Source organism: Streptomyces sp. NPDC026062, from assembly GCF_055568375.1.
In genome coordinates this window covers 34,920-61,627 of record NZ_JBVHOQ010000029.1, presented here as the reverse complement: position 1 = coordinate 61,627, position 26,708 = coordinate 34,920, and the positions used below count along the sequence as shown (strand labels likewise).

General features: G+C 70.4%; 26 protein-coding genes and 1 tRNA gene. 10 read left to right on the top strand and 17 right to left on the bottom strand.

All coding sequences use genetic code 11. The annotated features are described in order from the left end of the window. Positions 1-44 precede the first annotated feature (44 nt). A complete protein-coding gene (locus tag ACZ4LX_RS25005; protein ID WP_467648712.1) occupies positions 45-860 on the bottom strand; it encodes an exodeoxyribonuclease III in 816 nt (271 codons plus the stop codon). Positions 861-909: 49 nt separating this feature from the next. On the opposite strand from ACZ4LX_RS25005, the gene ACZ4LX_RS25000 reads away from it, so the two are divergent. The 3 genes from ACZ4LX_RS25000 (at position 910) to ACZ4LX_RS24990 (ending at position 3,783) form a co-directional block, all read left to right on the top strand. Beyond that, the gene (locus ACZ4LX_RS25000) at positions 910-1,428 is read left to right on the top strand and encodes a GNAT family N-acetyltransferase (protein WP_467648709.1); all 519 of its coding nucleotides are present in this window, start codon (positions 910-912) and stop codon (positions 1,426-1,428) included. Positions 1,429-1,669: 241 nt separating this feature from the next. Beyond that, positions 1,670-2,536 carry a YwqG family protein gene (locus ACZ4LX_RS24995; protein ID WP_467648705.1) on the top strand — a complete coding sequence of 289 codons (867 nt, stop codon included), beginning with the start codon at positions 1,670-1,672 and terminating at the stop codon, positions 2,534-2,536. Further along, the gene (locus ACZ4LX_RS24990) at positions 2,536-3,783 is read left to right on the top strand and encodes a hypothetical protein (RefSeq protein WP_467648702.1); all 1,248 of its coding nucleotides are present in this window, start codon (positions 2,536-2,538) and stop codon (positions 3,781-3,783) included. Before ACZ4LX_RS24995 ends, ACZ4LX_RS24990 begins: the two co-directional genes overlap by 1 nt. A gap of 99 nt (positions 3,784-3,882) precedes the next feature. Here the strand turns inward: ACZ4LX_RS24990 and ACZ4LX_RS24985 are convergent, their stop codons facing one another. The 9 genes from ACZ4LX_RS24985 to galU all read right to left on the bottom strand — a co-directional run bounded on the left by ACZ4LX_RS24985 (position 3,883) and on the right by galU (position 10,782). Then, complete coding sequence (locus ACZ4LX_RS24985; protein ID WP_467648700.1) at positions 3,883-4,302, bottom strand: hypothetical protein; 420 nt, start codon at positions 4,300-4,302, stop codon at positions 3,883-3,885. 257 nt (positions 4,303-4,559) lie between these two features. Then, positions 4,560-5,039, bottom strand: coding sequence for a hypothetical protein (locus ACZ4LX_RS24980; protein WP_467648697.1), 480 nt, complete (start codon positions 5,037-5,039; stop codon positions 4,560-4,562). 220 nt (positions 5,040-5,259) lie between these two features. Beyond that, positions 5,260-5,333 (bottom strand) — tRNA-Ala (locus ACZ4LX_RS24975). Between the two features lie 98 nt (positions 5,334-5,431). Continuing rightward, entirely contained in the window at positions 5,432-6,619 is a 1,188-nt protein-coding gene (gene sepX / locus ACZ4LX_RS24970; protein WP_467648694.1) for a divisome protein SepX/GlpR, read from the bottom strand. 163 nt (positions 6,620-6,782) lie between these two features. Then, positions 6,783-7,406 carry a GNAT family N-acetyltransferase gene (locus ACZ4LX_RS24965; protein ID WP_467648691.1) on the bottom strand — a complete coding sequence of 208 codons (624 nt, stop codon included), beginning with the start codon at positions 7,404-7,406 and terminating at the stop codon, positions 6,783-6,785. A gap of 17 nt (positions 7,407-7,423) precedes the next feature. After that, positions 7,424-7,942 carry a MogA/MoaB family molybdenum cofactor biosynthesis protein gene (locus ACZ4LX_RS24960; RefSeq protein WP_467648687.1) on the bottom strand — a complete coding sequence of 173 codons (519 nt, stop codon included), beginning with the start codon at positions 7,940-7,942 and terminating at the stop codon, positions 7,424-7,426. Next, on the bottom strand, positions 7,939-8,439 hold the full coding sequence (gene moaC, locus ACZ4LX_RS24955; protein ID WP_467648684.1) for a cyclic pyranopterin monophosphate synthase MoaC: 501 nt from the start codon (positions 8,437-8,439) through the stop codon (positions 7,939-7,941). The genes ACZ4LX_RS24960 and moaC overlap by 4 nt, the downstream gene beginning before the upstream one ends. A 125-nt stretch (positions 8,440-8,564) precedes the next feature. Then, complete coding sequence (gene glp, locus ACZ4LX_RS24950; RefSeq protein ID WP_467648680.1) at positions 8,565-9,875, bottom strand: molybdotransferase-like divisome protein Glp; 1,311 nt, start codon at positions 9,873-9,875, stop codon at positions 8,565-8,567. Between the two features lie 4 nt (positions 9,876-9,879). Then, positions 9,880-10,782, bottom strand: coding sequence for a UTP--glucose-1-phosphate uridylyltransferase GalU (gene galU / locus ACZ4LX_RS24945; protein WP_467648678.1), 903 nt, complete (start codon positions 10,780-10,782; stop codon positions 9,880-9,882). A 107-nt stretch (positions 10,783-10,889) separates the two neighbouring features. On the opposite strand from galU, the gene ACZ4LX_RS24940 reads away from it, so the two are divergent. Then, the gene (locus ACZ4LX_RS24940; protein WP_467648675.1) at positions 10,890-11,525 is read left to right on the top strand and encodes a 5-formyltetrahydrofolate cyclo-ligase; all 636 of its coding nucleotides are present in this window, start codon (positions 10,890-10,892) and stop codon (positions 11,523-11,525) included. 80 nt (positions 11,526-11,605) lie between these two features. Here the strand turns inward: ACZ4LX_RS24940 and ACZ4LX_RS24935 are convergent, their stop codons facing one another. After that, positions 11,606-14,356 (bottom strand): penicillin acylase family protein, encoded by a 2,751-nt coding sequence (locus ACZ4LX_RS24935; protein ID WP_467648672.1) that lies wholly within the window; start codon positions 14,354-14,356, stop codon positions 11,606-11,608. Between the two features lie 277 nt (positions 14,357-14,633). Here ACZ4LX_RS24935 and ACZ4LX_RS24930 point away from each other — a divergent pair, with 277 nt between their 5' ends. The 6 genes from ACZ4LX_RS24930 (at position 14,634) to ACZ4LX_RS24905 (ending at position 21,015) form a co-directional block, all read left to right on the top strand. Beyond that, the gene (locus ACZ4LX_RS24930) at positions 14,634-16,193 is read left to right on the top strand and encodes a potassium/proton antiporter (protein ID WP_467648669.1); all 1,560 of its coding nucleotides are present in this window, start codon (positions 14,634-14,636) and stop codon (positions 16,191-16,193) included. Positions 16,194-16,630: 437 nt separating this feature from the next. Then, on the top strand, positions 16,631-17,914 hold the full coding sequence (locus tag ACZ4LX_RS24925) for an MFS transporter (protein WP_467648665.1): 1,284 nt from the start codon (positions 16,631-16,633) through the stop codon (positions 17,912-17,914). Between the two features lie 66 nt (positions 17,915-17,980). Continuing rightward, a complete protein-coding gene (locus ACZ4LX_RS24920) occupies positions 17,981-18,352 on the top strand; it encodes an FmdB family zinc ribbon protein (RefSeq protein WP_467648662.1) in 372 nt (123 codons plus the stop codon). Between the two features lie 183 nt (positions 18,353-18,535). Beyond that, positions 18,536-19,369, top strand: a complete 834-nt coding sequence (locus tag ACZ4LX_RS24915) for an S-methyl-5'-thioadenosine phosphorylase (protein WP_467648660.1) — start codon at positions 18,536-18,538, stop codon at positions 19,367-19,369. 443 nt (positions 19,370-19,812) lie between these two features. After that, on the top strand, positions 19,813-20,325 hold the full coding sequence (locus ACZ4LX_RS24910) for a hypothetical protein (RefSeq protein WP_467648657.1): 513 nt from the start codon (positions 19,813-19,815) through the stop codon (positions 20,323-20,325). 174 nt (positions 20,326-20,499) lie between these two features. Next, a complete protein-coding gene (locus ACZ4LX_RS24905) occupies positions 20,500-21,015 on the top strand; it encodes a large conductance mechanosensitive channel protein MscL (RefSeq protein ID WP_467648851.1) in 516 nt (171 codons plus the stop codon). 25 nt (positions 21,016-21,040) lie between these two features. Here ACZ4LX_RS24905 and ACZ4LX_RS24900 read toward each other — a convergent pair whose 3' ends face one another. The 6 genes from ACZ4LX_RS24900 to ACZ4LX_RS24875 form a co-directional block, all read right to left on the bottom strand. Further along, a complete protein-coding gene (locus tag ACZ4LX_RS24900) occupies positions 21,041-21,250 on the bottom strand; it encodes a hypothetical protein (RefSeq protein ID WP_467648654.1) in 210 nt (69 codons plus the stop codon). An 82-nt stretch (positions 21,251-21,332) separates the two neighbouring features. Continuing rightward, positions 21,333-21,710: a hypothetical protein gene (locus tag ACZ4LX_RS24895; RefSeq protein WP_467648651.1), complete on the bottom strand. Its 378-nt coding sequence runs from the start codon at positions 21,708-21,710 to the stop codon at positions 21,333-21,335. Then, complete coding sequence (locus ACZ4LX_RS24890) at positions 21,707-22,501, bottom strand: Rieske (2Fe-2S) protein (protein WP_467648648.1); 795 nt, start codon at positions 22,499-22,501, stop codon at positions 21,707-21,709. The genes ACZ4LX_RS24895 and ACZ4LX_RS24890 overlap by 4 nt, the downstream gene beginning before the upstream one ends. Continuing rightward, positions 22,498-23,100, bottom strand: coding sequence for a 4Fe-4S dicluster domain-containing protein (locus ACZ4LX_RS24885; protein ID WP_136327991.1), 603 nt, complete (start codon positions 23,098-23,100; stop codon positions 22,498-22,500). The genes ACZ4LX_RS24890 and ACZ4LX_RS24885 overlap by 4 nt, the downstream gene beginning before the upstream one ends. A gap of 7 nt (positions 23,101-23,107) precedes the next feature. After that, positions 23,108-25,432 carry a molybdopterin oxidoreductase family protein gene (locus tag ACZ4LX_RS24880; protein WP_467648643.1) on the bottom strand — a complete coding sequence of 775 codons (2,325 nt, stop codon included), beginning with the start codon at positions 25,430-25,432 and terminating at the stop codon, positions 23,108-23,110. After that, entirely contained in the window at positions 25,429-26,580 is a 1,152-nt protein-coding gene (locus tag ACZ4LX_RS24875; protein WP_467648640.1) for an MFS transporter, read from the bottom strand. Before ACZ4LX_RS24875 ends, ACZ4LX_RS24880 begins: the two co-directional genes overlap by 4 nt. Positions 26,581-26,708 lie beyond the last annotated feature (128 nt).

The following is a 26,708-nucleotide window of genomic DNA, read 5'->3' as shown; positions in this document are numbered from 1 at the left end:
ATCGGCACATGGTCGCCCCGCGCCTACCGCCCGTACGTCATCCCCTACTGCTCGTACGTCACCGTCACCGGGGCGTGGTCGCTCCACCGCTCACCATGGGTGGCGGCCCGCTCGACCCATGCCTTCACGGCACGCGCGGCGAGACCGGGCGTCGCCACCTGGTAGTCGATGCGCCAGCCCGTGTCGGTGTCGAAGGCGCGCCCCCGGTAGGACCACCACGAGTAGGGCCCTTCCACGCCGGGGTGCAGGGCGCGCACGACGTCGACGTACGCCGCCTCGCCGAAGACCCGCGTCAGCCACTCCCGCTCCTCGGAGAGGAAGCCGGAGTTCTTCTTGTTGCCCTTCCAGTTCTTGAGGTCGGCCTCCTGGTGGGCGATGTTCCAGTCACCGCACACGACGACCTCACGCCCCCCGGCGGCGGCCCGCGCCTTCAGACCGACGAGGTAGGGCAGGAAGGCCGCCATGAAGCGCTCCTTCTCCTCCTGCCTCTCCGTGCCGACCTCGCCGGAGGGGAGGTACAGGCTCGCGACGGTGACGCCCGGAAGATCGATCTCGACGTACCGGCCGCTCGCGTCGAACTCCTCGCCCCCGGCGTCACCGAAGCCACCGAAGCCGATCTGTACGCGCTCGGGCGCCCGGCGGGAGTAGAGCGAGACGCCGGCCCGGCCCTTGGCCGCGGCAGGGGCGTGGACGGTGTGCCAGCCCTCGGGCTCACGCACCTCGTCGGGGAGCTGTTCCGCCTCGGCCCGCACCTCCTGGAGGCAGATCACATCGGCGTCGGTCTGCGCCAGCCACTCGGTGAAGCCCTTTTTCGCGGCGGCGCGGAGACCGTTTACATTCACGGTGGTCACAGTGAGCATTCCGGCACGATACCGACCCGATCGACCGCATACATGTACCATTCACCGTATGCTTATCCAGCCTCGTCCTTTCGATCACCCCGATGCCGTCAAACTCAACGATCTCGTGCAGCTCGAATACGCCGAGCGCTATGGGGACGAGGGCGACATCACACCGCTGGACGCCACGATGTTCGACCCGCCGCACGGCCTGTATCTGCTCGCCTACGACGCGTCGGGGCGCCCGGTCGCCACCGGTGGCTGGCGCTCGCAGGAGCGCAACGCGGAGGAGTACTCGGACGGTGACGCCGAGCTCAAGCGGATGTTCGTGATAGCCGAGGGCCGCGGCCAGGGCCTGGCCCGCCGCATCCTGGCCGCGCTGGAGGCCGACGCCCTCGCGGCGGGCCGCACCCGCATGGTGCTGGAGACGGGCGACCAGCAGCCCGAGGCGATCGCGCTGTATCTCTCCAGCGGCTACACGCCCTGCCCGAAGTTCGGCCACTACCGCATGTACGACTCCAGCCGCTGCTTCGCGAAGCCGCTCCGGAGCGAGGCACCGGCTCGGCAACCGGCGGGCAGGGCGGCCTGACGGGGCAGGCGGAACCGCCGCCGCGCACCGGCCCGCTCCCTCCCTGATCCCGGAGCGGGAGGGCGGGACGCGGCCGGCCCCTTCCGCGGCCGCCTTGCCGGGAGTCACGCGAGGGGTGGCCCGGCGGCTGGACAGGGCCGGCCGGTGGAGCGGGCCCGGACAACGCGGACCGGCGCCGCCGCGACGTGCTGCTGACGGGCTGCCGTGGTCTCTGCCAGTGGTGCCGTGGATGATCGGGCGTATGACACATGGTTCCCGAGAGGCACTTCACTCCCTCGCCCTGCGGCATCTGTCGCCCGAGGACGCGGAGAAATGGCTCGGCCTGCTCCGTCCTGGTGTGCGTCTTGAGGTGGCGACCGGCTCCGACGAGGTGGTGGGCCGGCTCGGTGGCCTTCCCGCTCTGCCGGCTGCGACGGAGTGGCCGGTGTGGGAGGGGCACGGTCCGCACTCCTTCGTCGCCTCGATCGACTGCGGGCGCCTGCCGGCGACGGGGCTGGACATCGGTCTGCCCACTGCGGGGACGCTGCTGTTCTTCTACTTCGACGGGCAGCTGGACGACGGCGACGCTCTTGTTCTGGCCGAGGACCCGGAGAGCTGGGCGGGCGCCCGCGTGCTCCATGTGTCAGCCGGTGAAGAGGTGGCGGAGCGCGAGGCGCCCGCAGGTCTCAAGCCGTACCCGGCCGTGCCGCTGGCCGCCCGGATGGAGATGACGGCGACGGAGCCCTGGCATCCGTCCGTCCGGGCAGCGTTCGCGCCGGGCGCCCCGCTGAGCAACCGGTACGACCACCCTGTCTGCTCGCAGGAGTTCCTCGACGCGCTGGGGGAGTTCGATGATGAGGTGGGGCATCAGATCGGCGGCCACGCTCACTCGGTGCAGAACCCGGTCGAGATCGAGATCGCGGAGGCCGTCCTGGACGGCGGCGCGTCCTGGGACGACCCCCGGCTGTCCGAGGAATCGGCCGCCTGGGTGCTGCTCGCCCAGTTCGACAGCGAGGACGCCGCAGACATGATGTGGGGCGATGCCGGAGCCCTGTACTGGCTGATCCGCCCGGAGGATCTCGCCGAACGGCGCTTCGAGCGTGCGATGTTCACCTGGCAGTGCGGCTGATGGTCGCGGCACCTCCCGACTGGGGAGTCCAGTACACGCTGAGCCTGCCGGATGAGGCGGCCGCCCGCGCCGCCGCCGCCGAACTGTCCGGGGCGGGGCACCGTCTGACGGCGGTGCGCGTCCACGAGCACTTCCGGTACGTGCCGTCGAGCTTCTGGTACGGCCGGCCGTCGACGGATCCGGAGCTGGAGGGGTGGTGGCAGGTCTTCTCGCTGGCCGTCCACCGCGGACACGAGCGGACGGCTCTTGAGCCCTTCCTCCGGAGCGAACGGATTCGAGTGGCCGGCGTGGCCCGTGCCCACGGCGGTTTTCAGCAGGGGTACAGCGAGGGGCATGCCGCGACGCTCGAAGAGTTCTTCACCCGGGACGGCCTGGCCCATGAGCGGGACGCCGCCGAAGTCCCCCTCCCGAATCCCCTGCCCGAGGACCCCGCACGCCCTCCGGCGGGTCCGCCCTGGGAGAGCGGTGCGATCGGGGAACCCGCAGCGGTGGTCCGGGCCGTGGTGGCGGTAGCGGAGCGTATGTACGGCAGCGCGGAGGACGCGCCGGACGCCGTGGGGTGGCTGCTCGACGAGGAGTTCGCGTTCGGCGAGCCGTACGGGTCGACGGGCGACTTCCTCGGCGACCTCGCGGATGCCGTGGCGCACCAGGGCAGCTGCACCGAAGACACCGCAGAGGCCGTCCCGTTCCTGATGGAGCTGGTCTGTGACGAAAGCTTCGCGCCCGGCAGCCGGCTGGTCCTGCTCTGCGACCTGGTGCGGCTTGCCGCGTCGGGCCCGGCGGCAGCGGTCTCCCTGGCCGACCGCACAGCCGCACTCGGGGGTGCCCGGGAGGAGTCGGCGGCCGACCACCTGACACACCGGGCCATCGGGCGCGGGCTGCCGAGGCTGCTGTCCCGCCGGGAGCGGGAGAGCGACGCCGCCCGGTTCGCTCTCGCAGCCCTCACGGCGCTCTGCGGCGCTCAGGACCGGCGCGCGCTCTCGGGCCTGGCAGCTCTGCCTGCTCCGGCGGGCAGTTCCCGCGCCGATGTCGTATCGCTCGTCGCGGCACTGCTCGACGACGACCGGGAGAGCCTGCCGGCCGCACTGGACCGGTTGGCCTCCTGGCTGCCCGGCATCGCGGAGAAGGGCGCAGGCCCGAACGTGGATCCTCGGACTCTGGGCCTGGCGATACTTCCGGAACTCGTCCTCGAAGACGTGATGTCGGGAATCGCGGCAGGACGCGATGCGGAACGCGATCTGCCGTAGCCGCCAACCGCGTATCCACAGCGGAATGATGCCCGCCACCGCGTCACCGCCTCACCGCCCGCCTCACCGCCGGCGCGACGGCACAGGCGCAGCGCGCGGCTACGCGTCGCCCGACGGCGATCGGAAGCCGGCCACGATCTCGTGTGCGTGCTGGTCCTCCGGGCCGAGATCCTGGACCGCGCGATGCGCCCGCTGGACCCGGTTCGTCTTGCAGAGCAACCGGACGAGTACGTACAGGGCGTCGCGGTCGCCCTCTTCCGCCCGGCCGCGGAGCTCGGCCTCCATCCCGTGGTCACGCAGCGATCGGTTGAGTCTCCGCCGTGCGTGGACATCCGTGAGGGCGAGTTCCGTGAGTTCCGGGAACATCCCCGCACCGGCGAGCAGATCCATGTGCCACAGATGGTTGCTGTGCATGTGGTGATCGGCGGAGTAGCACTCGGCGCGGGCACTCACCAGCGCGATGGCCGCACCCCAGTCCCTGAGCTGTTCCGCTGCCCGAGCCTCCTCGAACCACTCCATACGAGGAGTATCGCGTAGTGCTGTCACGCACGACACGGTGACGTTCACGAGCGCCTGCACGCCGGCTTCCTTCCTGGCCCGCGAAGGAGCGACGACTGACCAGGTGCACCCGGACGCCACGGCACTCGCCGGGCCGTCGACGCCGAGGGGGCGGCCGATCCGGCCATGGTGCTCGGGCCCTCCGATCGCCTGGTGGCGCGAGGAAGGGGCAAGACATGTGGACCGAGTCAGAGTGACCGGCGCAGGTGTTGCGCGCGTCAGAGTGACTGGTGCAGGTGTCGCAGTCGGCGGCTTGCCGCGTTGCGAACCCGGCGGGTGCGTCCGCGCTCGGTCAGCAGGCGGAGGGCCTCGGGCGAGGTCACGATCTGCGTGGTCCCGGCCATGCGCTGGCACCAGTCGGATGCGGTGGTGAGCTCCTCGGCGTCCCACGGCCTGCCCAGGACGATGGTTCTGAGGAGGGTCCACTCGCGCAGGCGGCGGGTGAGGAAGTCGCGGTCCGTGATCACCGCGGTGATGGTTCGGGCCCAGGCGACGAACTGGGGGTCGATCAGCAGGCCGGCGGCCCGGCGGTCCAGATGGCGGCCCACCGCGCTGTCCGCCATCGTCGCATCCTCGTCGCGCAGGACAGCTGCCACCAGGCCGGGTTCGTCCTCCTCGGCGACGGTCTCCAGGGTCTGCAGATAGTGGTCGAAGCGCCGGTGCTCTGCGGGCTCCTCGTCCAGATGCGGGCCGGTCATGCCGCCCTCCCTTCCGGCCGCTCGACGCGGTGGCCGCGTGTGATCCGGGCGCCTGCCCGGATCAGGGCGACGAGTTGTGGTGCGTTCACGGCCCACCGGGCGATGCTGCCACCCCGCACAGACATCGAACGACCCTTGAAACGACGAAGATCCCGCCCGATCTTGCGATCGGACGGGATCTCATCACCATTCCTGAGCTAACTCAAGAACAGTTGTGCGGTGGACCTGTGGGGATTTGAACCCCAGACCCCCTCGATGCGAACGAGGTGCGCTACCAGACTGCGCCACAGGCCCTTGCAACGAGTGAAACTCTAGCACCCCGACAGGGGTGCTCGGAAATCCGATCCGCGCTGGTCAGCCGAGTCGGTGTCGCAGCGGGCGGGTCAGGCGTCTCACTCGTTGGCCGCGCGGGGGCGGTCGTCGTCGCCGTACTGGTCGAAGAGCGGGGTCCGGCCCCGGTCGCGGGCGCGGCGGGACGGGGAGGAGCGCTGGCGGGGCGCCGGGTCCGCCGCGGGCTGCGAGGTGGCCGAGGGGGTGGGTTCGGCGGTGCTGGAGCGGGCCGCGCTCCAGGTCTCCGGGTTGCCGACCTCGATGCCGCCCGTGGCGCGCGGGGCGACCGGGGCGGTGACATAGGTCGGCAGCGGGACGGGGACGGGCTCCCAGCTGTCGCCCTGGACCCGGCCCCGCTCGCGTTGCTGGTCCACCCACTCCGCGTGGTCCGTCTGCTCGACCAGGGCGCGGCGGCCGGCCTCCTGCGGGGAGACCGTGGGGGCCGGCTCGGGAACGGGATGACGGGCCTCGGAGTCCTCGTCGGACTCGGTGGAAGCCGTCACGGCCGGCTGGTGGCGGCGGGGGCGGCTCTCGCGGAGCTGCTGCGCCGCGACCTCGGCCCGGCGCCGGTCCATGGTGAAGACGAACCTGCGCCGCTCCTGGACACGCAGATGCACGATGTACGTGCTCAACAGCACGGCGGGAACCGCGGGAGCCCAGAGGAAGCGGAGGCCGCCGACAGCGGCGACGACCGCGCCGAGCGTGAACCCGAGGAAAAGGATGACGGTGGTGCGTCGGCGGCGCGCGAGGACCTGAAGGCGCTGCGCACGCCGGGCACGCTCCGCGTCGATCCCGGCGGGGCGCGACCGCCGGGCGGGCACGGAGGCGGATGCGGGGCCGGAGGAGTCGACGGGGGGCGCGGGCCGTTCGCGGGCCGGACGCTTCTGCGCCGGGTGCTTTTGCGCCACGCGCTCCTGGGCGGGGTGCTCCGGCGTACGAGCCGGGTCGTGCACCCGGGCCTCGGTGTGCGCCGGAGGCGCGGAAAAGGCCCGGACGTCGGCGGAATCCATTCGATCCATGCCTGCGTCCGGGTCGGCGTCGGGCGCCGCCTCGTCGTCGGTGCGCTCCCGCAGCTCCTTGGCGTACCGGCGCTCCATCGCCGCACGTCCGGACAGCAGCCGGATGGCGGTGCTGAAGCGTTCCGTCGGACGGGCTTCGTTGAGCTCGTCCTGCCTGCGGAGCCACATCGGTACCAAGTAGGCGGCCCAGGCCCCGACAATGACTGCGTAGATCAGGCCGCTGCTGCTCACATCTCACACCGTAGAGGGGTTTGCGTGGAGGCATCCGCCAATTGGCCCGGTGTGTCGCACGATCCGGCTGATATCACGGACTTTTTTTGTGATTGTTCGGATCAACAGTCGGCGTTTGTGCGTTCGTTAGCGGTCGCTGGCCGATCAATTTCGAACACACATTTCATTTCGCACGGTACTCGGGACGCTCCGGACGCTCCGGACGCGCTCGGTGCCACCTCCGGAGGAGCCCGTCGGGCACCTCCTCCGCGGTCAGCGCGTAGATCAGATGGTCCCGCCAGCCGCCGTCGATGTGCAGATAGCGGGGCCGCAGCCCTTCCTCGCGGAATCCGAGTTTCTCCACGACCCGGCGGCTGGGCCCGTTCTCCGGGCGAATGCACACCTCGATGCGGTGCAGTCCGACCGCGCGGAAACAATGGTCGACGGCGAGGGCGACCGCGGTCGGCATCACACCCCGGCCCGCCACCTCCTGGTCCACCCAGTAGCCCACGTGACCCGAGCACATCGAGCCCCAGGTGATCCCGGCCACGGTCAGCTGACCGACGAGCCGGCCCTCGTACTCGATGGCGAACGGCAGCATCCGTCCGGCGTTGGCCTCGGCGCGCAGATGGCGGACCATCTGACGGTAGGTCGGGCGCTGCGCCACCGGGCCGCCGGGGGCGGGCGGCGGCACGGTCGCCTCCCAGGGGCGCAACCAGTCCCGGTTGCGCCGGTTGACCTCGCGCCACACGCGCTGGTCGCGCACTTTTATCGGCCGGAGGGCGACATCGCCGTCCATCAGGATCACCGGCCAGGTCGGGACGTTCAGCTCGGGCTCCCCGGTCGGGGGTGATCGCCGCCGCGGAGCTGGTCGACGGCGTGCACCAGGAGTCGGGTCAGGACAGCGAGCCCGTCGCGCACCCCGCCGGTGGAGCCGGGCAGATTGACGACGAGCGTGCGGCCGGCCACCCCCGCCAGACCGCGCGAGAGCGCGGCCGTGGGGACCTTGTCCCGGCCCTCGGCACGGATCGCCTCGGGGATGCCGGGGACCTCGTGGTCCAGGACGCGGCGGGTGGCCTCGGGGGTGCGGTCGGTGGGCGAGATGCCCGTTCCGCCGGTGGTCACGATGACGTCGTACGCGGCGGCCACTCCGGCCCGCAGTGCCTGCTCGACCGGGTCGCCGTCGGGGACGACCCGCGGCCCGTCGACCGTGAAGCCGAGTCCGGCCAGCGCCTCGGCGATCAGCGGTCCGCCCCTGTCGGCGTAGACCCCGGTGGAGGCGCGGTTCGACGCGGTCACCACGAGGGCGCGGTAGCCGGCGGAAGCCGGTTCGCGGGCGCTCACTCGTCCGCCCCGCCGGGCGCGGCGCGCCGGTAGTCGCCGGACTTGCCGCCCGACTTCGCCTCGACCCGGATGTCCGTGATCACCGCGGACTTGTCGACGGCCTTGATCATGTCGACGACGGTGAGCGCGGCCACCGAAACGGCGGTCAGGGCTTCCATCTCCACACCCGTGCGGTCCGTCGTCCTCACGGTGGCGGTGATCTCCACCGCGTCGTCGGCCACGCTCAGGTCGACCGTGACGCCGGAGACGGCGAGGGGATGGCAGAGGGGGATCAGCTCCGGGGTGCGCTTGGCGCCCATGATCCCGGCGATGCGCGCGGTGGCGAGGGCGTCGCCCTTGGGGACCCCCTCGCCCCGGAGAAGTTCGATGACACGCGGCGAGACGAGGACCCGGCCGCCGGCGCGGGCGACGCGCGCGGTGACGTCCTTCGCGGAGACGTCGACCATGCGGGCGGCCCCCGCCTCGTCGATGTGCGTCAGCCTGTTCTGCGTACTCAACTAACTCCGCCTAGCGGTAGGGCGCCGGTTGCCCCGGGTGCCGCACCGGGGGGTGCAGGTCCGGGGTCCGGGGGGTGTCCCCCGGAAGGCACAGCGGCAGATACCGTACCGCCACCGGGCGCCGTTCAGCGGAGCAGGATCACCTCGGTGTCCGCGCCGGGCCCGGCGGAGGTGACGTCCTCGGGCAGCACGATCAGCGCGTCCGCCTGGGCGAGCGCGGCGATCAGATGCGATCCGGAACCGCCGACCGGGGTGACGGTTCCTGCCTGGGCGTCGTACCGTCCGCGCAGGAACTGCCGTCTGCCGGCCGGTGAGGACAGCTCCTTGTCGGTGACCAGCGAGGCCCTGACGGTCGGGCGGTTCACATCCGGCAGGCCCATCAGGGTGCGGATCGCGGGCCTGACGAACAGCTCGAAGGACACGTAACTGGAGACCGGGTTGCCGGGCAGCGCCAGCAGCGGGGTGTGATCGGGGCCGATGGAGCCGAAGCCCTGCGGCTTGCCGGGCTGCATGGCGAGCTTGCGGAAGTCGACGCCGCTGCCCGGCTCCTCCTCGTCGCCCACCGAGGACAGGGCCTCCTTGACCACGTCGTACGCGCCCACGCTGACGCCTCCGGTGGTGACGACGATGTCGGCCCGGATCAGCTGGTCCTCGATCGTCGCCCGGAGCGTCTCGGCGTCGTCCGACACGGCGCCGACCCGGTACGCGATCGCTCCGGCCTCGCGCGCGGCGGCCGTCAGCGCGAAGCTGTTCGAGTCGTAGATCTGGCCGCCGGTCAGTTCCTCGCCGGGCTGGATCAGTTCGCTTCCGGTGGAGATGACGACGACGCGCGGCCGGGGCCGCACCTTCACCGTCGAGCGGCCGATCGCGGCGAGCAGGCCGATCTGGGGCGGCCCCACCACCGAACCGGCACTCAGCGCCAGATCGCCCGGCCGCACGTCGCTCCCACGGGCCCGGACATGGGCGCGGGCCTCGGCCGGGCGGTGGACGCGGACCTCGCCGCGCGCGCCCTCGGGGGCGTCGCTGTGGGCGCGCATCGTGGCGGCGGGGCCCTCGCCCGTACCGCCGTCGGTCCACTCGACCGGGACCACCGCCTCGGCGCCGGCCGGGAGCGGAGCGCCCGTCATGATGCGGGCGGCCTCGCCCGGCCCCACGCGCTGGCCGCCGAGCAGACCGGCGTCGCCCGCCGCGACGTCCCCGATGACGGTGAGGACCGCGGGGAACTCCTCGGTGGCGCCCTCCACATCGGCGACACGGACCGCGTAGCCGTCCATCGAGCTGTTGTCGAAGGGGGGCAGGGCGATCTCCACGACGACGTCCTCGACCAGGACGCAGCCCTGGGCCTCCGGCAGCTGCAGCTCGATGGGTTCGAGCGGCCTCACCGCGGCGAGGATGTCTTCCAGGTGCTCGTCCACCGACCAGATCGTGCTGCTCAAGGTGCTACATCTCCTCGGTGACGTAACTGCGGAGCCAGGTCCGGAACTCCGGGCCCAGATCTTCACGTTCGCACGCGAGTCTGACAATGGCACGGAGGTAGTCGCTCCGGTCACCGGTGTCATAGCGACGGCCCTTGAAGACCACGCCGTGCACCGGACCTCCGGCCTTCTCGTCCTCGGCCAGGAGCTGGAGAGCGTCCGTCAGCTGGATCTCGTCGCCGCGGCCCGGCTCGGTCCGGCGAAGTATGCCGAAGATCGCGGGGTCCAGGACGTAGCGGCCGATGATGGCGAGATTGCTGGGCGCGTCGGCCGGTTCGGGCTTCTCGACCAGTCCGGTGATCCGCACCACGTCACCCTCGGCGGTCGGCTCGACGGCCGCGCAGCCGTACTGGTGGATGAGTTCCGGCGCGACCTCCATCAGCGCGATGACGCTGCCGCCCTCGCGCTCCTGGATCTCCACCATGCGCGCCAGCAGCGGGTCGCGCGGGTCGATCAGGTCGTCGCCGAGGAGGACCGCGAACGGCTGGTCGCCGACGTGCGGGGCCGCGCACAGCACCGCGTGGCCGAGTCCCCTCGGGTCGCCCTGGCGGACGTAGTGCATGGTGGCGAGGTCGCTCGACTCCTGGACCCTGCGCAGCCGTTCGGCGTCGCCCTTGCGGGTCAGCGCCGACTCCAGTTCGTAATTGCGGTCGAAGTGGTCCTCCAGGGGACGCTTGTTGCGACCGGTGATCATCAGGACGTCGGAGAGCCCGGCGGCGACCGCCTCCTCGACGACGTACTGGATGGCAGGCTTGTCGACGACAGGAAGCATCTCCTTGGGAGTGGCCTTGGTGGCCGGCAGGAAGCGGGTCCCGAGGCCCGCCGCCGGGATGACAGCCTTGCTGATCCTGAGGTTCGACTGAGTCATGCGCAGAACCCTAACCGGCGCAGATGGGCGGAAGGTGAGCCTCCGGTTAACTTTGTACTTAAATATGCCGGTACGCGTGAGCTGGGGATGGCCTGTTGAACACAGAGATGTCCGCAAAGGCACTGTTGCGGAGCGACCTGCTCTCCGCACGACGCCTCCTGACCAGCGAGGACGCCGAACGGGCCGCAGCGGTTCTGGCCCGTCGCGCACTCGAACTCCCGGAGGTCGCCGGGGCCCGTACGGTCGCCGCGTATGTCTCGGTGGGGCGCGAGCCGGGCACCCGCGCCCTGCTGGACGCCCTGCGCACGCGGGGCGTACGTGTCCTGCTGCCGGTGCTCCTCGCGGACAACGACCTGGACTGGGCGCCGTACGAGGGAGCAGGCGGCCTCAGGAAGGCAGGTCGCGGGCTCCTGGAGCCCGACGGGGCACGGCTGGGCCCCGACGCCGTCCTTGACGCGGACGTGGTGCTCCTTCCGGGCCTCGCCGTGGACGGGCGCGGGATGCGGCTCGGCCGCGGCGGCGGAAGCTACGACCGGGTGCTGGCCCGCCTCGCGGCGGCCGGGGCCCACCCCGCGCTGATCGTGCTGCTGTACGACGCCGAGGTGACCGCGCGGGTCCCCGAGGAGCCGCACGACCACCCCGTGGACGCCGTGGTGACACCGGCCGGCCCACGGCGCTTCGGCGCGAGCAACAGCGGCAGCAAGGGCGACCGCGACGAGGGCAGCGACATCGACGGCCACTGAAGGCGCGGGGAAACCGGACGGCCCTCGGTGCTTCGGAAGATTCATCCCGAAGCACCGAGGGCCGGCTCCCGCTCGCGCTCCTACGGCTTCAGCGTCAGCGTGTCCTTGGTCGCCGCGGACACCGCGTTCGTCCCGAAGGACCAGTCGAGCAGTTCGCCGTTGACCCACTTGTCGGTCTGATCGGTGTAGTGCGCGCTGAACGCGTGACCGGAGGCGCCGGTCAGGTTGATCCAGCGGGACTTGTCCCAGTCCCCCACGTTGACGACCATCCGCATCGACGGGACCCAGACCACCTCGTAGCCGCCGGCCGCGTTCCAGCCGGTGGCGTTCACCGCGGCCTCGCCGCCGCCGAGGTTCCAGGGGCCCCGGTTGAGCGCCCGCTGGAGCAGTCCGGGCCCTTCCGTACCGAGGGTCTGGTTCTTCAGGGTCAGCTGGTGCAGCCGGCCCCAGCTCCAGGTGGTGATGTCCTTGCCGAGCTTGGCCGTCAGCTCCCAGCGCGCGTCCTCCATGGCACGGGCGAAGAGCTCCTCGCGGTTCTCGGTCGCCTTGTCCTTGCGGTTCGCCGGCGCCTTCCACCACGCGCTGTCCGGCTTGTCCATGAGGTTCGCGACCACCTGGTACCAGCGGTCACCGCCGTCCGGCTGAGCGGAGTCCGCGTCGCGCTGACCGCATTCGCGTACCAGCCTGTCCTGCTCGTCGACCGGACCCGAGCTCTTGGCCGGCGGCACGTTCAGGCACTCGCCCTCGACGCGCATCTCCTTGGGCAGCTTGTCGCCGAAGGCCAGCTTGAGGATGTTGCGCCAGACCGCGTTGAAGTACGCGGCGGCCGCGGAGTCGGCCTCCTGGGTGTAGTCCCAGCCCTCCAGCAGCTTCTGCGCCTCGCGGATGTCCTTGTCCGAGATGTTGATCTTCATCAGCTCGGGCACCAGCAGCGCGGCGATCTCGCTGGTGTTGTCCATCTGCATCTTCTGCATGTCTTCGGTCGAGATCTTCCCGCCGCCCTTGATCTTCGACTGGACGAGGTCGTTGATCCGCTGACTGCGGCTGCCGTAGCCCCAGTCCTTGGTGAGCAGGTACGGGTACGTGTCCTCGTCGATGACCGCCTGGTTGGCGGTGACGATGTAGCCGCGCTTCGGGTTGTACTCGTAGGGCAGCTCGTCGAAGGGGATCGGGTCCTTCTTCCAGCCGTACGCCGAGGACCAGCCGGGGCTGGGCATCGTGCCGTCACCGGAGGTGCGGACCGGGATCTTCCCCGGCGCCTGGTAGCCGATGTTGCCCTTGGTGTCGGCGTAGATGAGGTTCTGCGAGGGAACCTCGAAGTGCTCGGCCGCCGCACGGAAGGTGGCGAAGTCCTTGGCCCGGTTGAGCTCGAAGACGGCGTCCATGGAGTGGCCCGGCTCCAGCGCGGTCCACTTCAGGGCGACCCCGTAGCCGTCCGCCCGGTCGGGGGCGGCGTTGCTGACGGGGGCCTTCTGGCCGACCTTCTCCAGCTCGCTGCTGCGGTCGGAGACCAGCGGGCCGTTGTTGGTCTCGCGCACGGTGATGTGCCTGCTCCTGCCGCCGGCGACCTTGATGGTCTCCTCGCGGACGGTGAACGGCTTCACCTTGCCGTCGTACAGGTAGCCGTCGCCCGAGACCTTCTCCAGGAAGAGGTCGGTGACGTCGGCGCCCAGGTTGGTGAAGCCCCAAGCGATGTCCTGGTTGTGGCCGATGATCACGCCGGGCATGCCGGAGAAGGTGTACCCGGCGGTGTCGTACTTGCAGCTCGCCGAGACGGCGCGGCAGTGCAGCCCCATCTGGTACCAGAGCGAGGGCAGCTGCGGCGCCAGGTGCGGGTCGTTGGCCAGCAGCGGCTTGCCGGTGGTCGTGTACTGCCCCGAGACGACCCAGGAGTTCGACCCGATGCCGGTGCCGTTGGGGCCCAGCAGCGCGGGGATCTCGTCCAGGGTGTCGGAGAGCGCCCCGAGCTGGGCGGTGAGGCCCTCGGTGGCGCCTTCGGCCGTCGCCGAGCCGACGCCCTCGGAAGGCGTCGCCTCCGGATCGAACTTCCCGGTGACCGGGGAGATCCCGCCCTCGTCGACGATCGGCTTGTGCTTGTCGTACGGGTAGGCCGGGTACAGGTCCTTGATCTGGTCCTCTTCGAGCCGGCTGGTCATCAGCGAACGGTCGATCTCGTCCTGCATGTTGCCGCGCAGGTCCCAGGCCATGGCCTTCAGCCAGGCGACCGAGTCGACCGGGGTCCACTCGGTGGGCTCGTAGTCGTTGGTGAAGCCGAGGGCCGCGTACTCGACGGAGATCTCCTTGCCGTCGCGGTCCTTGAGGTAGGCGTTCACCCCGTCCGCATACGCCTGGAGGTTCTTCTTGGTGTCGTCGGACAGGACGGTGTCGTACTCCTCCTGCGCGATCTTGCGCCAGCCCAGCGTGCGCAGGAAGGAGTCCGTCTCGACCTGGCCGGAGCCGAACATCTCGGAGAGCCGGCCGGCCGTCATGTGACGGCGGACGTCCATCTCCCAGAAGCGGTCCTGCGCCTGGACGAAGCCCTGGGCGCGGAACAGGTCGGCGTCGGAGTCCGCGTAGATCTGCGGGATCCCGTAGCTGTCGCGCTTGACCTCGACGGTGCCGTCGAGTCCGGCGATCCGGACGGTCCCGCTGGTCTGCGGGTACGAGGCGCGCACGGTGGATACGGACCAGTACGCTCCGTAACCGACGCCCGCGACGAGCGCCAGCACCAGAACGATCACGATCAGGCGGGCGCGTCGCCTCTTCTTCTTGCCGGTCCCGCCGCCGGCGGTACCGGTGGAGCCGGAAGAGGCGGTTGTGTTGGCGGGCATCGCTGTCCTTCGAGGGGCAGGGTGGTCCTGGGAGTGCAGGAGCAACCATAGGCGCAGCGCCGGGGCCGGTCCGACGCGGTATCGGGATGGTTCGAATTGCGTAGCGATCGCACGAATGCTCGAACCCATCAAGAAAACGTTAAAGATTAGGTAAGGTAACGAAGTAACCCGCCGCCGGAAGTCGATCCGGCAGGCGTACGCAGGGAAGGACCGGCCACTGACTGTCCACACGCTCAACGAACTCCTGCTCGTCTGCTCGCTCGTCCTGCTCGTCGCGGTGGCGGCGGTACGTGTCTCGTCCCGCAGCGGGCTCCCCAGCCTGCTCCTGTACCTCGGCATCGGAATCGCCATGGGGCAGGACGGCTTCTTCGACGTCAAGTTCGACAACGCGGAACTGACGCAGGTCATCGGGTACGCGGCTCTGGTCGTGATCCTCGCCGAGGGCGGCCTCGGCACGAAGTGGAAAGAGATCAAACCCGCGCTGCCCGCGGCCGTCGTCCTCTCCCTCGTCGGCGTGGGCGTGAGTGTGGGCGTGACCGCGGCCGGGGCCCACTACCTGGTCGGTCTGGAATGGCGGCAGGCCCTGATCATCGGCGCGGTCGTCTCGTCGACGGACGCCGCCGCGGTCTTCTCCGTCCTGCGCAAGGTGCCGCTGCCCGCCCGCATCACCGGCGTCCTGGAGGCCGAGTCCGGCTTCAACGACGCCCCTGTGGTGATCCTGGTCGTGGCCTTCTCCACCGTCGGACCGGTCGACAGCTGGTACGTACTGGTCGGCGAGATAGCCCTGGAGCTGGCGATCGGCGCCGCAATCGGCATCGCCGTCGGCTGGCTCGGCTCGTACGGACTGCGGCATGTGGCCCTGCCGGCCTCGGGCCTCTACCCGATCGCGGTGATGGCGATCGCGGTGTCCGCGTACGCGGCCGGCGCGATGCTCCACGGAAGCGGATTCCTCGCCGTCTACCTCGCCGCGATGATCCTCGGCAACGCCAAGCTGCCGCACTGGCCCGCCACCCGCGGCTTCGCGGACGGGCTCGGCTGGCTGGCCCAGATCGGCATGTTCGTCCTGCTCGGACTGCTGGTCACCCCGCACGACCTGCTCGACGACTTCTGGCCCGCCGTCGTCGTGGGGCTGGTGCTGACCGTGGTGGCCCGGCCGCTGGAGGTCTTCATCTCACTGGCGCCCTTCCGGCTGCCCTGGCAGGAGAAGGCCCTCATGTCCTGGGCCGGGCTGCGCGGCGCGGTGCCCATCATCCTGGCGACCATCCCCATGGTGTCCGGGATCGAGGGCTCCACCCGGGTCTTCAACATCGTCTTCGTGCTTGTCGTCGTCTACACCCTCATCCAGGGACCGACCCTGCCCTGGCTCGCGAAGGCCCTCAAGATCGCCGAAGACCCCTCCGAGACGGCCGACCTGGGCATCGAATCGGCGCCCCTGGAACGGCTGCGCGGACATCTGCTCTCCGTGGCCATCCCCGCGAAGTCGAAGATGCACGGCGTCGAGGTCGGCGAACTGCGCCTGCCGGCGGGAGCGGCGGTGACGCTGGTCGTCCGGGAGGGCAAGAGCTTCGTGCCCGCACCCTCGACCGTGCTGCGCCGCGGCGACGAACTGCTGGTCGTGACGACCGACCCGGTGCGCGACGCGACCGAGGCGCGGCTGCGCGCGATCGGCGAGGGCGGCAAGCTGGCCGGCTGGCTGGGCGCCGGCGTGAACACCGGCGACGAGACCCTCACCGGCCCCCATGTGTCCCATACGCTCAAGGCAGTGAAGAAGCTGGGCAGGACGGAGGACGACAAGAAGCACAAGGGGCGGTCGCGCGACGCCACGGCGCACCACTAAGGGCGCGCGTTCGTCCACGGGATGCGCCTGGGTGCGCCTGGGCGCCCTGGGGCGAGCCGGGCCGGGTCTCGTCTCATCGACGCGGGGCGGGGCGGGGCGGACCGAGTCAGGTCGGGGCGCGGCGGGCCGATTCGCGCCTCGTCGGGGTCGGGGTCGGGGTCGGACAGGGGCAGGCACAGGCACAGGAGCGGCATGAACTGTGCCTGTAGCATGAAGGAAACCCAGATCGACCGATTTGATCCACCAACTCTGCCTGATGCAGAGCTGGCGCGACCGTATGGCGGTCGTGGCGTCCTCCGCCTCTGCTGCGAGCGCCCGGCATCTACCGCAGTTCCGCGCGAAGAGGACAGCTCTCGGCAGCTCCTGACCGGGTCCGCACCCACGTGCCGGCCCGTCCCGCAGGGGCACGGCCACCAGGCGGCAGAAAGGCATGGACCGTGGCGTCCACGGTCTCCGACCGCCCCGGATACGGGCAGTTGCTGCGCACCCCGGGTGCGTGGACCTTCCTCCTGCCGGGCTTCGCCGCGAGGCAGCCCTTCGCGATGCTGACCATCGGCATCGTCCTGCTCGTCCAGCACACCACCGGCTCGTACGGCAGTGCCGGCGCCGTCGCCGCCGTGACCGGCGTCGCGATGGCCCTGTTCGCCCCGCAGACCGGCAAGCTCGCCGACCGCTTCGGCCAGCGTGCCGTGCTGGTGCCGGGCGTCCTCGTGCACACGGCCTCCGTCTCGGGCCTGACCGCGCTGGCACTGGCGGACGCCCCGATGTGGGCCCTGTTCGCCGCTGCTGTTCCGACGGGCGCCTCCGTCCCGCAGATCGGCCCGATGGTGCGCGCCCGCTGGGCGGCCGTGCTCCGGGCGGCTCCGGGACGGGAGGCCTCGCCGCTGATGTCGACGGCGGCGGCCTTCGAGTCGGTGACGGACGAGTTCACGTTCGTCATCGGCCCGGTCCTCGCCACCGCGCTGTGCACCGGGGTGCATCCGGCGGCGGGACTGATCGCCGAGGCCGCCCTGACTCTGCTCGGCGGCCTGTTCTTCGCCGCACAGCGCGCCACTCAGCCCGCGGTACGCAACGCCGGGGCCGCGGAATCGCAGCGGCACACCTCCGCACTCGCCGTCCCCGGCGTACGCGTGCTCGCGGTGGCCTTCCTGGGGATCGGCGCGGTCTTCGGCGGAATGCAGGTCTCGCTGACCGCCTTCGCCGAGGAGATCGGCAGCCCCGGTGCGAACGGTCTGCTGTACGGGATCTTCGCGGCCGGCAACATGCTGGCCGGTATCGCCTGTGGCGCCATCGCCTGGAAGACCGGCCCGCGCCGCCGGCTGATCGCCGGATACGCGGCCCTGACCCTCACCGCGTCGGGCCTGTGGGCAGTGCACTCCATGCCGCTGCTCGCCGGGCTCGGGCTACTGGTCGGCCTCTCCATCGCGCCTGCTCTGATCAGTGGCTACACGCTGGTCGAGGCCCTGGTCCCGGGATCGGCGCGGACCGAGGCGTTCACCTGGCTGACAGGCGCCGTCGCGCTCGGCCAGGCGGGCGCGGTGACGGTGGCCGGCCGGCTCGCGGACGCACATGGCGCGAGCACCGGATTCCTGGTGCCGCTGGTGGGCACGGTGCTGGCGCTGGTGACCCTGGTGGCGCTGCGTTCGCGGCTCGTCCCGAAGGCTTCGGGACGGACCGTGGCACGTGGGATCGGTCACCGAGGGCCGGTCACGGTGGACTGATCCAGCGGAATAAGTCACTATGGAGCGTCGTTAGCACTCATCGAGTCAGAGTGCCAGGAGGATCAAGTGCCGACTTACCAGTACCAGTGCACCGAGTGTGGCGAGGGCCTCGAAGCGGTGCAGAAGTTCACCGATGACGCCCTCACGGTGTGCCCGAGCTGCAATGGACGCCTGAAGAAGGTGTTCTCGGCGGTCGGCATCGTGTTCAAGGGTTCCGGTTTCTACCGGAACGACAGCCGTGGCTCCTCGTCGAGCAGCACGCCGGCTCCCGCCGCGGCGAAGGCCTCCGGTTCCGGATCGTCGTCCTCGACGGGATCGGACGCGAAGTCGTCGTCCTCGTCGACGGCTTCCTCCTCCGGTTCCTCCAGCTCTTCCACGGCGTCTTCTTCGTCGTCCTCCGCTTCCTCGTCCTCGTCGAGCGGTTCGTCGGCCGCCTGAGGGGCCTGTCCGACCGTTTCGCCTGGCTTCCACCGGGACCCCGCCGATCCACTCGGCGGGGTCCCGGCGTTTTCGGCGGCCACGTCATCGCCGAGCACCGTGCTTTCCGGCCGCCCGCACCGAACGCCGGACCTTTCACGGCCGCCCCGACCACTCGCCGGGTCAAACGCCTACTGTGACCGCATGGTTAACGCAGAGATCGGTGTGATGGGCGGTTCGGGGCTGTACTCCTTCCTGGAGGACGTCACCGAGGTTCGCGTGGAAACCCCTTACGGAGCGCCGAGCGACTCCGTCTTCCTCGGCGAGATCGGTGGCCGCCGGGTCGCCTTCCTCCCCCGTCACGGACGCGGCCACCATGTGCCGCCGCACCGCATCAACTACCGCGCCAACCTGTGGGCGCTGCGCTCGGTCGGCGTACGCCAGGTGCTCGGCCCGTGCGCGGTGGGCGGGCTGCGGCCGGAGTACGGGCCGGGGACGCTGCTCGTGCCCGACCAGCTCGTGGACCGTACGAAGACCCGTGTCCAGACCTTCTACGACGGGGAGACCCGGGCGGACGGGACAGCGCCGAACGTGGTGCATCTGGGTTTCGCGGACCCGTACTGCCCCGAGGGGCGCAAGGTCGCCCTGGCGGCGGCCCGGGGAAGGGACTGGGAAGCGGTGGACGGCGGGACACTCGTGGTCGTCGAGGGGCCGCGCTTCTCGACGAGGGCGGAATCGCGGTGGCACGCGGCGATGGGCTGGTCGGTGGTCGGGATGACCGGACACCCCGAGGCCGTGCTCGCCCGTGAGCTGGGCCTCTGCTACACGACGATGACGCTGGTCACGGACCTGGACGCGGGCGCGGAGGCCGGCGAGGGAGTCTCCCACGACGAGGTGCTCCAGGTGTTCGCGGCCAATGTCGACCGGTTGCGCACGGTCCTGTTCGACGCGGTGGCGGCGCTGCCCGCCGAGGCGGACCGGGACTGTCCGTGCGCACGTGCGCTGGACGGGATCGACACGGGGATCGAGCTGCCGTAGGCGATCAGTTACTGGCGGGCCCCTCAAGCGAGTGAGGGAGTTGTCCACATCGTGGGGGCCGTCCACAGGGCTCAGCGGGAATCTCGCGGGTGATGGATCGTGGGTGCTGTCCGGCCGATCTTCTTCGACCGGACAGCACCCACGATCCGATTCTCCGAACTCCCTCACCGCAGGCGGTGTTTGCCATGTCCCCGTACGGCCCCTCCACCTCTTCGCTGTCCACCTCTTTGCTCTCTGCCTCTTCGCTCTCTGCCCGTTCGGCCTCCTCCCCCTCGCTCTCCTCCCCCTCGCTCTCCTCCCCCTCGCTCTCCTCCCCCTCGCTCTCCTCCCCCTCGCTCTCCTCCCCCTCGCTCTCCTCTCCCTCGCTCTCCTCTCCTTCGGCCTTCTCTCCTTCGGCCTCAGCGTCGCCGCCCTTACCGACGCCAGCACCGCCACCTTGCGGGGTGCCGGCGTTTCCCCCGCTGCGGGTGCGCGGGGGCGGTGGACACCGGCTGTGGCGAGCGGTGTGGCGGCAGCGGCGGGCGATGGCCGCAGGGCTGGCGCTGACGGCTGCGGCGCTGGCCGCTTCGGGGCTCGGCGGGAGCGGGCCCGGTAGCGGCAGCGGCGACAGGACCGGCGGGGGTCATGGTGCGACCGGAACGGCAGGGACGGCAGAGCGGGCCCAGCACCACGTTGCGCCGCCGCCCCGGCTGGTGTCCGCGCCCGTCCGGATCGCGGATGCGGCAACCGTCCGGCTGCTGCGTCCGGGCGACCGGGTCGACGTGATCGCCTCCGAGGGGGCCGGATCCGGCTCCCGGGTGCTGGCGAAGGGTGCGCGGGTGACCCAAGTGCCTTCGGCGTCCATCGAGGGCTCCACTGAGAACGGGGCACTGATCGTGCTCTCCGTGCCACGAGCGACGGCGACAGCACTGGCCGGTGCGGGAATCTCCGCAGGATTTGCGGTGATCCTGTGTTGATTCGCACTGACGAACTATCACGTCACCTTGCATTCATCGCGTATGGGGTGGAGCACCCATGTCCTGTCGTAGGTTGCGAAAAAGTTCGCTCCTCTTACGACATGGACGAAGGACGGCTCACGCGTGAGCGAGAAGAAGAAGGTCAGCCTGCTGGACGGCTTCAAGGCCTTCCTGATGCGCGGCAACGTGATCGATCTGGCGGTCGCCGTCGTCATCGGCGCCGCGTTCACGAACATCGTGAACGCCATCGTCAAGGGCGTGATCAATCCGCTCGTCGGTGCGCTCGGCACCAAGGATCTGGAGAGCTACAGCTCCTGTCTGAAGGGCCCCTGTACGACGGACCCGAACACGGGCGAGGTGACCGAGGGTGTCCGGATCCTGTGGGGTTCGGTGCTCAGCGCCACCCTCAGCTTCCTGATCACCGCTGCAGTCGTCTACTTCCTGATGGTGCTCCCGATGGCGAAGTACCTCGCCAGGCGGGCCGCCATGCAGGCGGCGAAGGAGGGTGTGCAGGAGACGATGGAGGTGAGCGAGCTGGAGGTCCTGAAGGAGATCCGCGACGCGCTGATCACACAACGCGGCGGCAGCGGCAGCGGCGATGTGAGCGGCAGCAGCACCGCCGACGGCCGGAGCGGCGGCGCGTGGGACGGAGACCGTGGCGAGGGCCCGGGGCGTGGCCACCAGGACTAGGGTCCCGGACCGGGCGTGGCCGGGCTCAGACGTGGTGCGGCGGCTTCTCGTCGAGGAACCTGGCCAGGTCGGCGGCGCTGCCGCCGGCCGGGGCCCGCTCGCCCCATCCCCGGTCCGTATCGTCCGCGGACTGCTGGTCCAGCGGATCGTCGAAGATCAGTACCGGCTTGGGCTTGGGTTGGGCCGACGGGTTCGGCTTCGCATCGCGCGGTCCGGAGGCGGGGGCGGTACTCATACCTCCAGGGTACGACCGCCCCGCAGGTGCGCGGACGCCCCGGCGTGCGCCCCGGTGTCAGGGCGGGACGCCGGGGCGGGGGTCAGCGGTCCTTGGGGTCGAGCCACCAGAGTCCGAGGACGACGAGGAACGACAGGCAGAGGAATCCGGCCCCCCACCAGGCGGTACCGGTGTTGCCCTCCATCCATTCGTCGATGACGACCGTGAGTCCCCAGAGCTGCCCGATGACGACGGTCATGGCCAGGGTCAGCCGTGCCGTCAGTTTCGAGGACCGCTCCGGTTCCTGATCGGTGCCGGCTCCTGGTCCCGGCCCGGTGTGACGGACGCGGGGGTCGCCGTAGCCACTGGTGGACCGGATCTGCGGGTAGCGCTCGTGGACGGGCCGGTTGAGTTCGGGCCGTGCGCTGCCCGGGTGGTACTCCGGGTAGTTCGGACCGCTGGGCTGCTGGGCGTCGCTCATGTCCGCCTGCCGGAGGTCTGGGGCTCGGTGACCCCGGTAAGGGAAGCGCCGGTGGCCCCGGTACGGGAGGTGCCGTCGGCTCCGGGGGCTTCGGGGGCTTCGGCGCCCCCGCGGACTCCGGGGCAGCCGATCCGGGAGGCGAGGTCCGGGCGGTCGTCGCCGAGCTGGCGGCACAGCCCATGCTCGATGCTCTCGCCGGAATGGGTGGTGCCGACCGCCCAGATACTCCCGTCCGTCTGCTCGGTGAGGACCACCTTGGGCAGTCCGCGGGGTGGCGGTCCGGCCGTGACCTCGCCGGTGCGGGCATCGAAGACGCCCTCATGACAGGGGCAGTACAGCTCGCCTTCGGAGCCCCGGTCCTTGCGCCAGAGCACGGCGCAGGCCAGATGCGTGCAGATCGCCGAATACCCGACGAGGGTGCCGTCATCGAGTCGTACGGCGACGGCCTTGTCCTCCTCGTCGGGATAGCTGAAGGCAAGGGACTCCCCGGGCAGCAGCTGGGAGCCGATCCTCTTCGGCGCGGGCGCCTTGCTGTCGTCGGGGTCGCCGTGGCGCGGGAGCATGCCGCCCGCGACACCGAGCCCGCCGACGGCAAGACCGCCGGAGACGGTGGCGACGATGCGGAGGTAGTCCCGGCGGGTGGTGAGGGAGTCCGCGGCGATCCGGTCGTGCAGGGCTTCGCGAGGGTCGCCGGAGGACGGCCGGCGCGGCTCTCCCGAGGACGGCAGACGGGGGTCGCCGGAGGACGGCCGGCGCGGGTCTCCGGAGGGCGGCTGTTCGGTGACGCTCATCGGCGGACGTCCTTCCCGTTGATCTCCACGACGGGCAGGCCGCCCGGCACCGGCCACTGGACGCGGTCGGCGGGGACGACCATGGCGACCCCGGTACGGACCTCGGTCTCACCGAAGACGAAGGTGTCGGCGACCTGGACTCCGGGGCGCTCGGCCTGGAGCTCCTCGACGGTTCCGTAGAAAAGTGCTCCGGTCGGGCAGACGGTGGCGCACATGGGGGCGAGGCCGTAGGCGGTGCGGTCGTAGCAGAGGTTGCACTTCATCTGCAGCTTCGCCTGGAGGTCGATCTTCGGGACACCGAAGGGGCAGGCGTTGACACAGTTGGCGCAGCCGATGCAGCGGGTGGTGTCCGCCTGCTGCACGACCCCGTCCGCGGTCACCAGGATCGCGTCGGCCGGGCAGACCTCGGCACAGGGGGCGACGGGGTCCTCACAGTGCATGCAGACCGTGGGAAGGGAGGCGACGGACTGGCCCTCGTCGGTGTAGTCGAGGTGGATCATCGACTTGCCGCGGTGGGAATCGCATTCCCGGCAGGCGGAGACACAGGCCTGGCAGCCGATGCAGCGTCCCGGGTCGATGAAGATCGTTCTGCCCATCATGCGGGCATCAGCTCCTTTCCGAGGTGCCACGGCCCTGCGGGGACGTGGGCGGCAACGGGTCCGTACGGGAGACCTGGGCCTCCGGGTAGGCGACGTGGCCCGGCGCCACCGGGGGTGCGGGTACCTCGTCGATCCTCTCGGCGTGCTCGATGCGGCAGGCGCACACCTTGTACTCGGGGATCTTGGAGCGGGGGTCCAGGGCGTCGATGGTCAACGCGTTGGCGGCCGTGGGGACCGGCCAGTGGTACGGGATGAAGACGGTGTCGGGGCGGATCGCCTCGGTGACCAGGGCGGGGAAGACCTCGCTGCCGCGCCGGGTGACGACGCGGACCGGTTCACCGTTGCGGAAGCCGTGGGAGGGGTGGACCTCGACCCAGGGGCGTGGTGTCTGTTCCACGAGGCCGCCGAGACGACGGGTCTGGTTGCCGGAAAGGAAGTGCGCGACGGTGCGACCGGTAGTGAGGGACATGGGGTGGTCGTCGTCGTACGGGTCCATCGGCAGGTGCCATTCGACGACCTGCATATGGATCTTGCCGTCGGGGTGGTAGGTCCTGCCGTCCTCGAAGAGCCGGGGGGTGCCGGGGTGGTCGGCGGAGGGGCAGGGCCAGGCGATCCCGCCGGTCTCCTCCAGCCGTTCGTAGGTGATTCCGTAGTAGTCGTTGACGGTGCCGGCGGAGGCGATCCGCAGCTCGTCGAAGACCTCCCGGGAGTCGGCGAAGGAGAATTTCTCGCCCGCGCCAAGACGTCGGGCGAGCTCGCACATCACCCAGGTGTCGGTCCGTACGCCGGGAGGCGGGTCCTGGGCCTTGTTGTGCTTGACCACCCGGGCCTCGGCGTTGGCCATCACCCCGTCGTCCTCGGCCCAGGTGGTGACGGGGAAGACGACATGGGCGTTGGCAGCGGTCTCGGAAAGGAAGAAGTCGAATTGAGCATGGAACTCAGCGGTGTCGTACCCCTCCTTGACCACTTGGTAGTTGGGCAGGGACACGAAGGGGTTGTTGCAGATTCCGATCAGTCCGCGGATCTCGCGGCGCTGCATCTGCCAGACCATTTCCATCATCGAGGTTCCGGCGGGCGGGAGTTCGGACTCCTCGATGCCCCAGATCTCGCAGATCTGCCGGCGGTGCTCCTCGTTCATGATCGAGCGGCCGCCGGGCAGCAGGTCGGACTTCTGGCCGTGCTCGCGGCCGCCCTGTCCGTTGCCCTGGCCGGTGATGGTGCCGTAGCCGGCGCCGGGCTTGCCGATGTGTCCGGTGGCGGTGCAGAGGTTGATCACGGTGAGGCAGTTCTCGACGCCCTGCGAGTGGTGCTCGATGCCGCGAGCGTGCCAGGCCATGGCCTTGGGGGCGCGGGCGAAGGTGCGGGCGACCTGGACGATCTGCTCGGCGGGGACGCCGCAGATCTCGGCGGCCCGGGACGGCGGGTACTCCGCGACCTTGGCCTTCACCTCCTCCCAGCCGGTGGCGTGGGCGGCGAGATAGGCCTCGTCGGTGAGGCCTTCCTCGATGACGACGTTGAGCACGGAGTTGAAGAACGCCGAGTCGGTCCCGGGCTTGAGGGCGACATGGATGTCGGCGGTCCGCGCGATGGCCGTCTCGCGCGGGTCGACGACGATCAGGCTGGCGCCGCGGTCCCGGGCGCCCCACACGTACTGGGTCATCACGGGGAAGCACTCGCCGACGTTGGAGCCCGCGATCAGCAGGCAGTCGGTGAGCAGGATGTCCGAGAAGGGATTACCCGCCCGGTCGATACCGAAGGCGAGCTTGTTGGCGCCCGCCGCGCTGACCATGCAGAGACGGCCGTTGTAGTCGACGTGCCGGGTCTTGAGGGCGACCCGGGCGAATTTGCCGACCAGATAGGTCTTCTCGGAGAACAGGCTCGCTCCGCCGAGCAGTCCGAAGGCGTCGTTGCCGTAGGTCTGCTGGATGCGTTTGATCTCGGCGACGGTGAAGTCGAGCGCCTCGTCCCAGGAGACCTCCCGGAACTCCTCGTCCCGGGAGCGGCGCATGAGCGGTGCGGTGAGGCGGTCGGGGTGGTTGACCTGCTGGTACGCGTTGATGCCCTTGGGACACAGGCGCATCCGGTTGATGTCGTGGTTGCGGGGTTCGACACCGAAGACCTTGCCGCCGCGGTCGACGCGCAGATACATCCCGCACTGCACCCCGCAGAAACAGCAGTGGGTGGGGACGAGCGTTTCACCGTTCTGGTCGGCGTGCCACTGGTCGGCGGGGATGCCGCCGGCGTCGCGGAAGGCGCGGGTGCCGGGCGGGGCGAGGGAGGGGTCGAGGGGGACGACCGCACGGGTGTCGGCCGCTCGCGGATCCGCGGTCACTTGAAGCCCTTCTTCACCTGGGAGAGATAGGCGCTGCCGCGCAGCACCCGCTTGCAGCGCGGGCAGTACTCGGCCCACTGGTCGAAGTCGAGGCTGAGGTCGCGCATGGTGCCGCGGAGGTTGTCGACGTAGGGGGCGGTGTCGATGGGTTCCTCACAGCGCCGGCAGCTGAAGACCTCCTGGTCCTGCCGGCCGGTGTACTTGAACAGCTGCATGCCGACGGCGGCGGGGCGTTGGACGATGTGGAAGAACTTCCCGAAGGGGATGTAGATGAGGGTGAAGACGACCGAGACCATGTGGAGGATCGCCAGGAACTCGTATCCCCCGCCGTGCAGGAAGATCGACGAGAAGGTGAGGAGCAGCCCCGTCACGGAGATGACGATCAGGGCGATGAGGGGCACCAGGTCGTAGCCGAAGCGCTGGCCGGTGATGGCGCCGCGGTCCTTCATCCGGCGCCACAGGAAGTAGGAGGCGCCGGGGATGACGAGGACGGCGGCGATGTCGAGGCCGTGGAACATCAGCCAGCCGAGGAAGTCCAGGGAGTCGAATCCGATGATCTTGAAACCCCAGATACGCATCTCGTAGCCGGGTCCGGACCCGGTGCCCGAGGTGAAGGTGAACCAGCCCCAGGTCAGCGGGAAGGTGATCAGCGAGGCGAGGATGCAGCCCCAGAAGATCAGCTGGTGGGCGGCCCAGCGGGCGTGCGAGCGGGCGCCGAGGAACTTCTGGAAGCCGAGGTAGGTGGCGATCATCTTCGGCAGGGCGGTGGGCGCCTTACGGAAGTTCTCGGCCGAGAAGAGGCTCCCCCAGCCCTTCTTGAACAGCCGTCGGGCACCGGGGGCGGAGACCCAGACCGTGTAGCGGTAGGCGACGCCGAAGGCGAGGAAGACCGTGGCCACGGCGTACGGCAGCAGCGCGGAGTCGAAGTTCTCCAGGAACCTGCTGCCGAGCACGATGGCCACGATCAGCAGGAGGGAGACGATCACGCCGACCGCGGTCGCGCGGGCGGTGACGGACCGGGGGACGGCGGAGCCGGAGCGGGCGGACCCGTCGGAGGCCGGCGGGTCGACGGTCACGCCGGAGGAACCGGTGTGCTCACCGGGGGCGGGCTGTGCCGCTGAGGCAGAGGCTTCTGGTGGCTCGGTCACCCCGTCAGCGTAGGACCGTATGTGGAGGTTAGTCCTGTTTTATGGCCCTACGGGGTGAGCGCGTCGCGGCGCGGCGGCATCCTCCGTCGCCCGGCACGCCCCTTGTACCCGACGGGCCCGGCCACGCC

Bases quoted from the DNA above. Each gene is read 5' to 3' on its own strand.
- ACZ4LX_RS25005 (WP_467648712.1), bottom strand. From the start codon at position 860: ATGCTCACTGTGACCACCGTGAATGTAAACGGTCTCCGCGCCGCCGCG.
- ACZ4LX_RS25000 (WP_467648709.1), top strand. From the start codon at position 910: ATGCTTATCCAGCCTCGTCCTTTCGATCACCCCGATGCCGTCAAACTC.
- ACZ4LX_RS24995 (WP_467648705.1), top strand. From the start codon at position 1,670: ATGACACATGGTTCCCGAGAGGCACTTCACTCCCTCGCCCTGCGGCAT.
- ACZ4LX_RS24990 (WP_467648702.1), top strand. From the start codon at position 2,536: ATGGTCGCGGCACCTCCCGACTGGGGAGTCCAGTACACGCTGAGCCTG.
- ACZ4LX_RS24985 (WP_467648700.1), bottom strand. From the start codon at position 4,302: ATGGAGTGGTTCGAGGAGGCTCGGGCAGCGGAACAGCTCAGGGACTGG.
- ACZ4LX_RS24980 (WP_467648697.1), bottom strand. From the start codon at position 5,039: ATGACCGGCCCGCATCTGGACGAGGAGCCCGCAGAGCACCGGCGCTTC.
- galU (WP_467648678.1), bottom strand. From the start codon at position 10,782: ATGACTCAGTCGAACCTCAGGATCAGCAAGGCTGTCATCCCGGCGGCG.
- ACZ4LX_RS24940 (WP_467648675.1), top strand. From the start codon at position 10,890: ATGTCCGCAAAGGCACTGTTGCGGAGCGACCTGCTCTCCGCACGACGC.
- ACZ4LX_RS24935 (WP_467648672.1), bottom strand. From the start codon at position 14,356: ATGCCCGCCAACACAACCGCCTCTTCCGGCTCCACCGGTACCGCCGGC.
- ACZ4LX_RS24915 (WP_467648660.1), top strand. From the start codon at position 18,536: ATGGTTAACGCAGAGATCGGTGTGATGGGCGGTTCGGGGCTGTACTCC.
- ACZ4LX_RS24905 (WP_467648851.1), top strand. From the start codon at position 20,500: ATGCGCGGCAACGTGATCGATCTGGCGGTCGCCGTCGTCATCGGCGCC.
- ACZ4LX_RS24900 (WP_467648654.1), bottom strand. From the start codon at position 21,250: ATGAGTACCGCCCCCGCCTCCGGACCGCGCGATGCGAAGCCGAACCCG.
- ACZ4LX_RS24895 (WP_467648651.1), bottom strand. From the start codon at position 21,710: ATGAGCGACGCCCAGCAGCCCAGCGGTCCGAACTACCCGGAGTACCAC.
- ACZ4LX_RS24890 (WP_467648648.1), bottom strand. From the start codon at position 22,501: ATGAGCGTCACCGAACAGCCGCCCTCCGGAGACCCGCGCCGGCCGTCC.
- ACZ4LX_RS24885 (WP_136327991.1), bottom strand. From the start codon at position 23,100: ATGATGGGCAGAACGATCTTCATCGACCCGGGACGCTGCATCGGCTGC.